General features: G+C 63.0%; 10 protein-coding genes. 7 read left to right on the forward strand and 3 right to left on the reverse strand.

The window, feature by feature from the left end:
• Positions 1–65 precede the first annotated feature (65 nt).
• The 3 genes from MPJ51_RS07555 to MPJ51_RS07565 all read left to right on the forward strand — a co-directional run bounded on the left by MPJ51_RS07555 (position 66) and on the right by MPJ51_RS07565 (position 3,764).
• Positions 66–1,220, forward strand: a complete 1,155-nt coding sequence (locus MPJ51_RS07555) for a phosphoserine transaminase (protein ID WP_298384093.1) — start codon at positions 66–68, stop codon at positions 1,218–1,220.
• A 97-nt stretch (positions 1,221–1,317) separates the two neighbouring features.
• The gene (serA, locus tag MPJ51_RS07560) at positions 1,318–2,913 is read left to right on the forward strand and encodes a phosphoglycerate dehydrogenase (protein ID WP_298384096.1); all 1,596 of its coding nucleotides are present in this window, start codon (positions 1,318–1,320) and stop codon (positions 2,911–2,913) included.
• A gap of 119 nt (positions 2,914–3,032) precedes the next feature.
• Positions 3,033–3,764, forward strand: coding sequence for a metallophosphoesterase family protein (locus MPJ51_RS07565; RefSeq protein WP_298384099.1), 732 nt, complete (start codon positions 3,033–3,035; stop codon positions 3,762–3,764).
• Here the strand turns inward: MPJ51_RS07565 and MPJ51_RS07570 are convergent.
• The 3 genes from MPJ51_RS07570 to MPJ51_RS07580 all read right to left on the reverse strand — a co-directional run bounded on the left by MPJ51_RS07570 (position 3,757) and on the right by MPJ51_RS07580 (position 7,411).
• On the reverse strand, positions 3,757–5,268 hold the full coding sequence (locus tag MPJ51_RS07570; RefSeq protein WP_298384102.1) for a malonyl-CoA synthase: 1,512 nt from the start codon (positions 5,266–5,268) through the stop codon (positions 3,757–3,759). The genes MPJ51_RS07565 and MPJ51_RS07570 overlap by 8 nt on opposite strands.
• A gap of 69 nt (positions 5,269–5,337) precedes the next feature.
• Complete coding sequence (locus MPJ51_RS07575; RefSeq protein WP_298384105.1) at positions 5,338–6,042, reverse strand: GntR family transcriptional regulator; 705 nt, start codon at positions 6,040–6,042, stop codon at positions 5,338–5,340.
• 13 nt (positions 6,043–6,055) lie between these two features.
• Positions 6,056–7,411 (reverse strand): formimidoylglutamate deiminase, encoded by a 1,356-nt coding sequence (locus MPJ51_RS07580; protein ID WP_298384108.1) that lies wholly within the window; start codon positions 7,409–7,411, stop codon positions 6,056–6,058.
• Positions 7,412–7,492: 81 nt separating this feature from the next.
• Here MPJ51_RS07580 and hutI point away from each other — a divergent pair, with 81 nt between their 5' ends.
• The 4 genes from hutI to hutU form a co-directional block, all read left to right on the forward strand.
• A complete protein-coding gene (gene hutI / locus MPJ51_RS07585; protein WP_298384111.1) occupies positions 7,493–8,698 on the forward strand; it encodes an imidazolonepropionase in 1,206 nt (401 codons plus the stop codon).
• On the forward strand, positions 8,695–10,230 hold the full coding sequence (hutH, locus tag MPJ51_RS07590) for a histidine ammonia-lyase (protein ID WP_298384114.1): 1,536 nt from the start codon (positions 8,695–8,697) through the stop codon (positions 10,228–10,230). Before hutI ends, hutH begins: the two co-directional genes overlap by 4 nt.
• On the forward strand, positions 10,230–11,024 hold the full coding sequence (hutG, locus tag MPJ51_RS07595) for an N-formylglutamate deformylase (protein WP_298384116.1): 795 nt from the start codon (positions 10,230–10,232) through the stop codon (positions 11,022–11,024). The genes hutH and hutG overlap by 1 nt, the downstream gene beginning before the upstream one ends.
• Positions 11,021–12,012 (forward strand): urocanate hydratase (gene hutU / locus MPJ51_RS07600; RefSeq protein WP_298384290.1); only part of this gene is annotated, 992 nt, incomplete at its 3' end. The genes hutG and hutU, both read left to right, overlap by 4 nt.

Below are 12,012 nucleotides of genomic sequence, written 5' to 3' on the forward strand. Positions count from 1 at the left end.
CCCATAGCTCTGTCCGTGGGACACCCCTCCCCAACGAGGGGCGTGTATCTGGAAGGGTAATACACATGAGCACTAATACTCCGGTCACGCGGCCGACCAATCCGCGTTTTTCCTCGGGCCCTTGCGCCAAACCCCCCACATTTGATCTGACCAAACTGGCCGATGCTGCGCTGGGCCGGTCGCATCGTGCCGCAGTCGGCAAGGACAAGCTGAAGGCGGCCATTGAAGGCACGCGTGAGATACTGGGTATTCCGGCGGATTACCGGATCGGGATCGTTCCTGCCTCGGACACCGGCGCGGTCGAGATGGCGCTGTGGTCGCTGCTGGGCGAACGCAAGGTCGAGATGCTGGCGTGGGAGAGCTTTGGCGCGGGCTGGGTCACCGATGTGGTCAAACAGCTGAAGATCGAAGCCGAGGTGAAGACGGCGGATTACGGGCAGATCGTCGATCTGGCCTCGGTCGATTTTGCCAATGACGTGGTGTTCACGTGGAACGGGACCACCTCGGGCGTGCGGGTGCCCAATGGCGACTGGATCGCCGATGACCGTCAGGGGCTGACGATCTGTGATGCGACCAGCGCGGCCTTTGCGATGGACCTGCCCTGGGACAAGCTGGATGTGACCACGTTCAGCTGGCAGAAGGTGCTGGGCGGTGAGGCGGCCCACGGGATGCTGATCCTGTCGCCCCGCGCGGTCGAGCGGCTGGAGAGCTATACCCCCGCATGGCCTCTGCCCAAGATTTTCCGCCTGACCAAAGGTGGCAAGCTGATCGAGGGCATCTTCACCGGGGCCACGATCAACACGCCTTCGATGCTTGCGGTCGAGGATTACCTGTTCGCACTGAACTGGGCGCGTTCGGTCGGTGGCTTGCAGGGCCTGATCGCCCGGGCGGATGCCAATGCGGGCGCGGTGCATGCATTCTGTGCGCAGAACGACTGGATCGCCAATCTGGCCGAGGATGCGGCAACGCAGTCGAACACCTCGGTTTGCCTGAAATTCACAGATGGGCGCATTCAGGACGGTTCTGCGTTCGCGAAAGCCGTGGCCAAACGGCTTGAGGCCGAGAATATCGCCTTGGACATCGGAGCCTATCGCGACGCGCCTGCAGGCCTGCGCATCTGGTGCGGCGGTACGGTTGAGACCTCGGATATCGAGGCAATGCTGCCTTGGCTGGCATGGGCCTTTGAGGCCGAGATCGCGGCGCAGTCTGAGGCTGCCTGATGCTCCGATGCCGGGCTGAAGCCCGGCCTACAGACAATCGAATGTAGGGCGGGCTTCAGCCCGCCATTCCCCCAGAACTTTCCAAAGGACCAGAGATATGGCCCCCAAAGTACTCGTATCTGACAAGCTCAGCGAAACCGCCATTCAGATTTTCCGCGATCGTGGCATCGACGTGGATTTCATGCCCGATCTGGGCAAGGACAAAGACAAATTGGCCGAGGTGATCGGTCAATATGACGGCCTCGCCATCCGCTCGGCCACCAAGGTGACGCCGACCCTGTTGGAGAAAGCCGACAACCTGAAGGTCATCGGTCGGGCCGGGATCGGAACCGACAATGTGGACAAGGACGCCGCATCCAAGAAGGGTGTGATCGTGATGAACACGCCTTTTGGCAACATGATCACCACTGCCGAACACGCCATCGCGATGATGTTCGCTGTGGCACGACAAATCCCCGAGGCCAGCACCTCGACCCATGCGGGCAAGTGGGAAAAGTCCAAATTCATGGGGATCGAGCTGACCAACAAGACGCTCGGTGTGATCGGTGCGGGCAATATCGGCGGTATCGTTTGTGAACGTGCTCTGGGTCTGAAGATGAAAGTCGTTGCCTATGATCCCTATCTGGGCGAAGAGAAAGCCGCCAAGATGGGTGTGGAAAAGGTCGAGCTGGACGAGTTGTTGTCCCGCGCCGATTTCATCACCCTGCATGTGCCGCTGACCGATCAGACCCGCAACATCCTGAGCCGTGAGAATCTGGCCAAGACCAAACCCGGCGTGCGTATCGTCAATTGCGCCCGTGGCGGTCTGGTGGACGAGGTGGCGCTGGCCGAGATGCTGCAATCCGGTCATGTCGCCGGGGCTGCCTTTGACGTGTTCAGCGAGGAACCGGCCAAGGACAACCCCTTGTTTAACCTGCCCAACGTGGTCTGCACGCCGCATCTGGGTGCGGCTACGACCGAAGCGCAGGAAAACGTGGCGCTGCAGGTGGCCGAGCAGATTTCGAACTATCTGCTGACCGGAGCCGTCGAAAACGCGCTGAACATGCCCAGCGTGACGGCGGAAGAGGCCAAGGTCATGGGTCCGTGGATTAAGCTGGCCGGTCATCTGGGCAGCTTCATCGGTCAGATGACGGATGAGCCGATCAAGGCGATCAACATCCTCTATGACGGTGTCGCCGCCGATATGAACCTGGCCGCGCTGAACTGTGCCGCCGTCGCCGGGATCATGAAAAAGTTCAACCCCGAGGTGAACATGGTCTCGGCCCCCGTGGTCGCCAAAGAGCGTGGCATTCAGATCTCGACCACCAATCAGGATAAATCCGGCGCGTTCGAAGGTTACATCAAGGTCACCGTGGTGACTGCAAAGCGTGAGCGCTCGATCGGCGGGACCGTGTTCAGCGACGGCAAGCCGCGCTTCATCCAGATCAAGGGCATCAATATCGACGCCGAGATCGGGGCCCATATGCTTTATACCACCAACGAAGATGTGCCGGGCATCATCGGCGCGCTGGGTCAGACCATGGGTGAGAATGACGTCAACATCGCGAACTTTACCCTCGGCCGGTCCGAGGCGGGCGGTGAGGCGATTGCGCTGCTGTATGTCGACGAACCGGTCCCGGCTGAGGCACGCGCCAAGCTGGCTGAAACGGGGTTGTTCACCCAGATCAAACCGCTGGAGTTTGACGTGGCCTGAGGGGCTGCGTTGAAAATGTGACCTATGCGATGCCCGTGCTGAAATTTGCGCGGGCATTGTCTTTTCCCCCCGGTCCAATTGCGGCACAAGATTGGTAACCACTTGGAAAGGACGCCGGTTTGACATCTCCCATTTACGCCATTGGCGATATTCACGGTCAGTTGGACATGCTGCAGGTTGCCCTGCAGCGGATCGAGGCCGATGGCGGGCCGGATGCGCGGGTTGTGTTTCTGGGGGATTACACAGACCGCGGGCCGGACAGTCGCGGGGTGCTGGACCTGCTGATCGAAGGCAAACGTGCCGGGCGGAACTGGGTCACGCTGAAGGGCAATCACGATGGCATGTTCGAGATGTTCATGCGCGACTACCCCATGACAGATGCCTATATGATGATCGGCTGGGATTGGTTCCATCCCCGGATCGGCGGCATTCAGACGCTTGAATCCTATGGGATCGAGATCGGCGAGACCGACCGTGTCTTCCGGGTTCATGCTCGTGCCCGCGAAGTGGTGCCGTCGGAGCATGTGGCATTCCTGAATACGCTTCCCAACCACCATCTTGAGGGAGAGCTACTGTTTGTCCACGCAGGTATCCGCCCCGGCGTGGCCTTGTCGGAACAAAGCGAACAGGATCTGATCTGGATACGGCAGGAGTTTCTGAACGATCCCCGCCCCCATCCCTGGCTGGTCGTGCATGGCCACACGGCGGTCCGGCAGGCCGAGCATTGCGGTAACCGTGTCAATCTGGACGCCGGTGCCGGGCATGGCCGCCAACTGGCCACCGCCGTGTTCGAAGGGCGTGACTGCTGGCTGCTGACCGAGGCCGGACGGGTGCCCCTGACCCCTAAGTGAACATGTCCTTATACACCTCACGCAGGGCGTTTTTCTGCACCTTGCCCATGGTGTTGCGCGGCAGGGCGTCCATCACGATCAGTTTGCGGGGGTGTTTGAACCGGGCCAGCTCGGTTTGCGTCCGGGCTAGGATGGCCTCGACATCCGGCGTCTGGCCGGGTTCAGGGACCAGAATGCCCAGAACGGTTTCTCCGAAATCCGGATGCGGCACGCCGATCACCGCGCTTTCCTGAACGCCGGGCTGGTCGTCCAGCAGCAGTTCGATTTCCTTGGGATAGATGTTGTAGCCGCCCGAGATGATCAGGTCCTTGCCGCGTCCGACGATGTGGACATAGCCGTCCTCATCCACCCGGCCCAGATCGCCGGTGATGAAAAACCCGTCCTCGCGCAGTTCCTCGGCCGTTTTCTCGGGCATTTGCCAATAGCCTTGGAAGACATTGGGTCCGCGCACCTCGATCATGCCGATCTCTCCCTGCGGCAGGGGTTCGCCCGTTTCCGGGTTAGTCACTTTCAGTTCCACATCGGGCAAGGGAAAACCCACCGTCCCCGCCCGGCGTTCGCCGTCATAGGGGTTTGAGGTGTTCATATTGGTTTCCGTCATGCCGTAGCGTTCCAGAATGCGGTGACCGGTGCGGGCCTCGAACCGTTCATGAGTCTCAGCCAGCAACGGGGCAGAGCCCGAGATGAACAGCCGCATATGCCGCGCCAGATCTCCAGTGAACCGGTCGTCACCCAGCAGACGGGTGTAGAAGGTCGGCACGCCCATCATCGAGGTCGCATCAGGCATCCGCCGCAGCATGTCGTCCAGATCGAATTTCGGCAGAAAGATCATCGACCCGCCCGAGGCCAGCACCACATTTGTCGCCACGAACAGCCCGTGGGTGTGAAAGATCGGCAGGGCGTGCAGCAGCACGTCATCCTTGGTGAACCGCCACTCCGTCACCAGCGTTTCCGCATTTGACAACAGGTTGGCCTGTGTCAGCATCGCGCCTTTGGATCGCCCTGTGGTGCCTGAGGTGTACAAGAACGCGGCCAGATCATCCTCGGACCGTTTCACCGGCTCGAACGCTGGCAGCATGCCCAATGCGCGGCGCATCAGGCTGCCGGAACCATCGGCGTTCAGGGTCTCAATCCGCGCCTCCTGCGCCCGCGCGATGGGGGTCAATCCCGCCTCATGCGTCGCATCGCAGACCACCAGCCGCGCGGCGCTGTTTTCGATGAAATAGTTGAGTTCCGATGTGGTATAGGCGGTGTTGAGCGGCAGGAAGATCAGCCCGGCCTGGGCACAGGCGGCATAAAGCGCCAGTGCCTCGGGCGATTTCTCGACCTGCACGGCGACGCGATCTCCGGGTTCCAGTTCCAGACCGGTCAGGGCGTTGGCCAGCCGGGCGGCCATTTCCAGAAACGCTGCGTGGGTCAGGGTTTCGCCATCGGGCAGGTGCAGAAACGGCGTTTGCTTGCCCGCGTGAATGCCAAACAAACGATCATACAGAGGGTTGCTCATCCCATTGTCCTTTCCGACGGTATTTCGGGAGTGAATCTGTCTTGGAACGGGCAGAGGGTAAAGCCCCAATCAGACCTGCGTCGTCATCCGGTAGCCCGCGCCGAAATAGAGCTTGGCAAAGGTGACGGGCTGGCCCTGCAACCAGGTGATGCGTTCGGCGGTGAACACCGGCTCACCTTCGGGCAGGTCCAGAAACCCGGCCACGGTGGCGTCGGCGCGGCTGGCCAGAAAGGTCAGTTCCACATTGGTGAAGGGCACCGTCTGCACCAGCCAGTCATTCGGCCCGATCTCCGAGAAATCGGCCTGCGCCACCTGCGGCACGCTGTCGATCACGATCCAGCGGTCCTCGTACTGAAACGGTGTGTTGGTCGAATAATGCATGCAGCGCACATGCTGGACCTGTTGCCCGGCGCTCAGCGCCAGTCGCGCGGCCAGCCAGTCGGGGGCAGGCTGTGCCTCGGACGACACGAGCGCATAGCGATAGGTGCCCCCCAGCGCCTCGATCTCATCCCGGATCAAGGGGATGGAAAAGCGCGCCTGCCGTTGTGGGGCGCTCAGGACGCGGGTTCCGGCCTTGCGGCGGCGCTCCAGAAAGCCTTCCTCGGCCAGTTCCCGCAGTGCCCGGTTTACGGTGGTGCGGGTGCAGGAGAATGTGACGGCAAGCTCTTGCTCATTGGGCAGAAGCATGTCCGGCGGCCAATCCCCGGAGCGGATGCGGCGCAGGACGGTCTGTTTGATGTCCTTGTAGCTGGTGGTGTCGCTGGATTGCGTCATGATGGTCCTCGGGTCAGGCATGGGCCAGCAGATCGGCCACTGCTGCGCGATAGGCGGGCAGAATGGCGTCGCGAGCTACGTGCCGTCCGCCGCGGACCATGTGTCGTCCGGCGGACCACAGATCGGTCACCAGCCCATCAGGCGCGGCAAAACACAGCCCGTCCAGCAGTTGATCGTCGCGCAGGGTACACAGCGTCGGGTGCGTCCGGTCCAGCGCCATCAGATCGGCCAGCTTGCCCGCCGCGATTTCCCCCGCATCACGCGCCAAAGCCTGCGCCCCACCCCGCGCCGCGCCGGTGTAAAGCGCGTGGCCGACCGAGCCCTCACCCCGTACCAGCACGGTCCGCGCCCGATCACGCAGGCGTTGGGAATATTCCAGCAGGCGCAGTTCCTCGGGCAGGGAAATCCGCACGTTGGAATCCGATCCCACGCCGAAGGCACCGCCGCTGTCCAGATAAGTGGCGCCGTTGAAGATACCGTCGCCCAGATTGGCCTCGGTGATCGGACACAGCCCCGCCACGGCGCCTGAGCGGGCCATCGCGCGGGTCTCATCCTCGGTCATGTGGGTTGCGTGGATCAGGCACCAGCGGGTGTTCACATCGACATTGTCCAGCAGCCATTCCACGGGACGTTGCCCAAGCGCGGCTTGCACATCTGCGACCTCTTTCACCTGTTCCGAGATGTGGATATGCACTGGCCCATCCGGCGTTTGGCCCAGCACCTGCTGCAAATCCGCCGGTGAGGTCGCGCGCAGGGAATGCGGCGCGATGCCCAGCCCACTGTCGGCATGGGGCAGGGCCGCGCGGCATTCGGCGACCAATTCCAGAAACCGGTCGACATCATTGCCGAACCGCAACTGCCCCCCGGCCAGCGGTTGCTGGTCCACACCGCCATAGGTGTAAAGCACCGGCAGATGGGTCAGGCCGATCCCGGTCTGGTCAGCGGCGGCAAAGATACGCTGGCTGAGCTCCGACAGGCGATCATAAGGCGCGCCGCCGGGCTGGTGGTGGACATAATGGAACTCTCCGACCGAGGCATATCCGGCCTCCTGCATCTCCATATAGACCAGCGCGGCGATGGCCTGGATATGATCAGGGGTCAGGCGATCCAGAAACCGATACATCAGGCTGCGCCATGTCCAAAAGCTCTCGCGCCCGGCGGCGCGGACCTCGGTCATGCCTGCCATGGCGCGTTGAAAGGCGTGGCTGTGCAGGTTGGCCAGCGCAGGCAGCAGAATGTCGACCTGCACGTCACCGGGCTGCGCCCCACGCCCCATGGTCAGCCCGCTGATCCGCCCATTTTCGATCTCAACCCGGACATCTGCCGCCCAGTCCGCGCCGATCAGGGCGGTTTTTGCGTGAACACTCATGGCGCGCCTATTTTGTGTAGACTTTAATTTAATACACATATACGAAAAATCTATCGGCAGGGGGAGCCCAAAAGAATCGCCATGACGAAAAATTCTGTTTTCTGCTGTAGCCGGGTGGCCTCGATGACGGGTGAGGCGCCCTATGGTCTGATCAACGATGCCGCGATCGCTGTTGAGGGGACGGCGATCGCATGGGTGGGCGCGCGGGCGTCTCTGCCGGGCCGCTATGCCGGTTGGCCGGTTAAGGATTTCGGCGATCGTCTGGTGACGCCCGCGCTGATCGACGCCCATACCCACGTAGTCTTCGGCGGCAACCGCGCTGCCGAGTTCGAGATGCGGTTGAACGGGGCCACCTACGAAGAGGTCGCCCGCGCAGGCGGCGGTATCCTGTCCACCGTCAACGCCACTCGCGCCGCGTCCGAGGATGACCTGCTGGCCCAAGCCCTGCCGCGTGTCGATGCGCTGATCGCCGAAGGGGTCACCTGTATCGAGATCAAGTCGGGCTACGGGCTGGATGTCGACACCGAATTGCGCATGCTGCGCGCCGCCCGCCGTGTGGGGCAGGAACGCCCTATCAGGGTTGTGACCAGCTTTCTGGGTGCCCATGCGGTGCCGCCTGAATTCAAAGAATGGCCCGACAGCTATATCGACGACATTTGCATTCCCACCCTGCGCGCCGCCCACGCTGAAGGGCTGGTTGATGCGGTGGATGGGTTCTGCGAAGGCATCGCCTTTGATCCGATCCAGATCGCCCGCGTGTTCGATGTGGCGCAAGGGCTGGGTTTGCCGGTGAAACTGCATGCCGAGCAATTGTCTAATCTGGGTGGTGCGCGGCTGGCGGCCTCTTACGGGGCGCTGTCGGCGGATCATATCGAATATCTCGACGCCGACGGGGTGGCCGCCATGGCAGGGGCGGGCACCGTTGCGGTGCTGCTGCCCGGGGCATTCTACACGTTGCATGAAACGCAGGTGCCGCCGATTGATCTGCTGCGCCAACAGGGTGTTCCGATGGCGCTGGCGAGTGATTGCAATCCGGGGTCCTCGCCGCTGACCTCTCTGCTGTTGACCATGAACATGGGCTGCACCCTGTTCCGCCTGACGCCCGAGGAAGCTCTGGCCGGGGTCACCCGCAACGCCGCCCGGGCGCTGGGGCTGAGTGATGCCGGAACCATCGCCGCCGGGCAACGCGCTGATCTGGCGGTCTGGGATGTGACCCATCCGGCGGAGTTGGCCTATCGCATTGGCTTCAACCCGCTGCATACACGCATTTTCGGAGGCTCCGAATGACCCCGCTGACCCTCAGCCCCGGCGCGGTGTCGCTGGCGCAACTGGCCGAGATTTACTGGGACCAGCCTGCGATCCAGCTGGATACGACCTGCAAACCCGCCGTTGAGGCCGCAGCCCGGCGCATCGCCGAGGTCGCCGCCGGAGAGCAGGCGGTCTATGGCGTCAACACCGGGTTCGGCAAGCTGGCCAGCCACAAGATCGCGCCCGAGGATACCTCGACCCTGCAACGCAACCTGATCCTCAGCCATTGCTGCGGCGTGGGTGAGGCGGTGCCGCGCCGATTGGTGCGGCTGATGATGTCGCTGAAACTGCTGTCCTTTGGCCGGGGTGCATCCGGCGTGCGCTGGGAATTGATCGAGCTGTTGCAGCAGATGTTGGCGCGCGGAGTGACCCCGGTGATCCCGGCGCAGGGTTCGGTCGGCGCGTCCGGTGATCTGGCCCCGCTGGCCCATATGACCGCCGTGGTGATCGGTGAGGGCGAGGCCGAAGTCAATGGCGCGACCCTGCCGGGGGCCGAGGCGCTGAAGGCCGCCGGGCTGGCCCCGATTGCGCTGGGCCCCAAGGAAGGGTTGGCTTTCATCAACGGCACCCAGTTCTCCACTGCCTACGCGCTGGCCGGGCTGTTTCAGGCGTGGCGTGCGGCGCAGAATGCGCTGATGGTCTCGGCCCTGTCGACGGACGCGATCATGGGCTCGACCGCGCCGTTGCAGCCGGAAATCCACGCCCTGCGCGGTCATCGCGGCCAGATGGATGCGGCCAGCGCCATGCGCGCGGCCCTGGCCGGATCGGTGATCCGCGAAAGCCACCGTGACGGCGATACGCGGGTGCAGGACCCGTATTGCATCCGCTGCCAGCCGCAGGTCACGGGTGCCGCGATGGACGTGATGCGGCAGGCGGCGGTTACTCTGACGACCGAGGCGAATGCGGCGACCGACAACCCTCTGGTCCTGTCCGAGCCGCAGGCGATAGTCTCGGGCGGCAATTTCCATGCCGAGCCGGTGGGCTTTGCCGCCGATATGATCGCTCTGGCCCTGTCCGAGATCGGCGCAATTGCCCAGCGGCGCATCGCGCTTATGGTGGACCCGACGCTCAGCTTCGATCTGCCGCCCTTCCTGACCCCCGATCCCGGGCTGAACTCTGGCCTGATGATCGCCGAGGTCACCACGGCCGCGTTGATGAGCGAGAACAAGCATCTGGCCAATCCGTGTGTCACCGACAGCACGCCGACCTCGGCCAACCAAGAGGATCACGTATCCATGGCCGCCCATGGCGCACGGCGGCTGACGCGGATGGTCGGGAACCTGAACTATATTCTGGGGATCGAACTGCTCTGCGCCGCGCAGGGCGTTGAATTCCGCACGCCGCTGGTGACCAGCGCGCCCTTGCAGCGCGCCATCGCCTGCCTGCGCAGCCATATCCCGGCGCTGGAGGAGGATCGCTATCTGGCACCCGAACTGGAGGTCGCGAAGGGGCTAATCGATAGCGGCGCGGTACTGGAGGCGGTCGGGGTCGAGATGCCGGGGCTGTTCTGATGCAGGTGGTCTCGGTCCAGCCGGGCGACGGCCCCATCGTGCTGGGTCAGCCCCATGGCGGCACCCATGTGCCCGACGACATCGTGATGCGGTTGAACGAGAACGGGCGCAAGCTGGCCGATACGGATTGGCATATCAGCCGGCTCTATGACGGTCTGATCGACGCGACGGTGGTGCAATCCCATATCCATCGCTACGTGATCGATGCCAACCGCGACCCGGCGGGCGTGTCGCTGTATCCCGGGCAGAACACGACCACGCTGGTGCCGCTGACCGATTTCGACGGGCAGGCGATCTGGGTCGAGGGGCAGGAACCGTCGCCGGATGAAATCGAAGCCCGCCGTGTGGCCTATCACGCCCCGTACCACGCCGCGCTGATGCAAGAGTTGGAGCGCGTCCGGGCCAAGCACGGTTTTGCGGTCCTGTTCGACTGCCACTCGATCCGCAACCACATCCCGTTCCTGTTCGAGGGCACTTTGCCCGACATGAATATCGGCACCGATGGCGGCGTGACCTGCGCGCCGCAGATCGAGAGTATCGCCCATGAATTCGCCGCCTCCTCGCCCTTTAGCACTGTGCTGAACGGGCGGTTCCGGGACGGCTGGACCACCCGTCATTATGGCCGCCCGGATCAGGGCCTACATGCCATTCAGATGGAGCTGTCCCAATCCACCTACCTGACCGCCCAGACCGCACCCTGGCGATATGACGCCCGCAAGGCCGACCGCTTGCGCCCATGGTTGCGCGACATTCTGGACGCAATCCAAGACACAGTATCGGAGCTTGCCCAATGACCGACCCCCGCAAGAACACCCGCGATATCTATCCGCCCACCGGCCCCGAGTTGAACGCCAAAAGTTGGCTGACCGAGGCACCGCTGCGGATGCTGATGAACAACCTGCACCCCGATGTGGCCGAAAACCCGCATGAGCTGGTGGTTTATGGCGGCATTGGCCGCGCGGCGCGGACATGGCAGGATTTCGACCGGATCGTCGCTGGTCTGAAGGATTTGGAAGAGGATGAAACCTTGATCGTCCAGTCCGGCAAGCCGGTCGCGATTATCCGCACGCATAAGGACGCGCCTCGTGTACTGATCGCCAATTCGAACCTCGTGCCACATTGGGCGACCTGGGACCATTTCAACGAGCTCGATAAGAAGGGTCTGATGATGTACGGCCAGATGACCGCTGGCTCGTGGATCTATATCGGCACGCAGGGCATTGTTCAGGGCACCTATGAAACCTTTGCCGAGGCCGGGCGTCAGCATTATGGCGGCGACCTGACCGGCAAGTGGATTCTGACCGGCGGTCTGGGCGGTATGGGCGGCGCGCAACCGCTGGCCGCGGTGTTTGCCGGGGCCTGCTGTCTGGCGGTGGAGTGCAACCCGGACTCGATCGATTTCCGCCTGCGCACCAAGTATCTGGACGAAAAGGCCGAAACGCTGGACGAGGCGCTGGTGATGATCGACCGCTGGACCAAAGCGGGCGAGGCGAAATCGGTCGGCCTGCTGGGCAATGCCGCCGAGATTTTCCCCGAGATTTACCGTCGCATGAACGCGGGCGGCATGCGCCCCGACATCGTCACCGACCAGACCAGCGCCCATGATCCGACCAATGGCTACCTGCCGCTGGGCTGGTCGATGGCGCAATGGCGCGACAAGCGCGAGAGTGATCCGAAGGCGGTTGAAACGGCTGCGCGCGCCTCGATGAAGCAACACGTGGCGGCGATGGTCGATTTCTGGAATGCGGGCGTTCCGACACTGGATTACGGCAACAACATCCG

Source organism: Ruegeria sp. (assembly GCF_028066395.1).
Lineage (GTDB): Bacteria > Pseudomonadota > Alphaproteobacteria > Rhodobacterales > Rhodobacteraceae > Ruegeria.

Bases quoted from the DNA above. Each gene is read 5' to 3' on its own strand.
- MPJ51_RS07555 (WP_298384093.1), top strand. From the start codon at position 66: ATGAGCACTAATACTCCGGTCACGCGGCCGACCAATCCGCGTTTTTCC.
- serA (WP_298384096.1), top strand. From the start codon at position 1,318: ATGGCCCCCAAAGTACTCGTATCTGACAAGCTCAGCGAAACCGCCATT.
- MPJ51_RS07570 (WP_298384102.1), bottom strand. From the start codon at position 5,268: ATGAGCAACCCTCTGTATGATCGTTTGTTTGGCATTCACGCGGGCAAG.
- MPJ51_RS07575 (WP_298384105.1), bottom strand. From the start codon at position 6,042: ATGACGCAATCCAGCGACACCACCAGCTACAAGGACATCAAACAGACC.
- MPJ51_RS07580 (WP_298384108.1), bottom strand. From the start codon at position 7,411: ATGAGTGTTCACGCAAAAACCGCCCTGATCGGCGCGGACTGGGCGGCA.
- hutI (WP_298384111.1), top strand. From the start codon at position 7,493: ATGACGAAAAATTCTGTTTTCTGCTGTAGCCGGGTGGCCTCGATGACG.
- hutH (WP_298384114.1), top strand. From the start codon at position 8,695: ATGACCCCGCTGACCCTCAGCCCCGGCGCGGTGTCGCTGGCGCAACTG.
- hutG (WP_298384116.1), top strand. From the start codon at position 10,230: ATGCAGGTGGTCTCGGTCCAGCCGGGCGACGGCCCCATCGTGCTGGGT.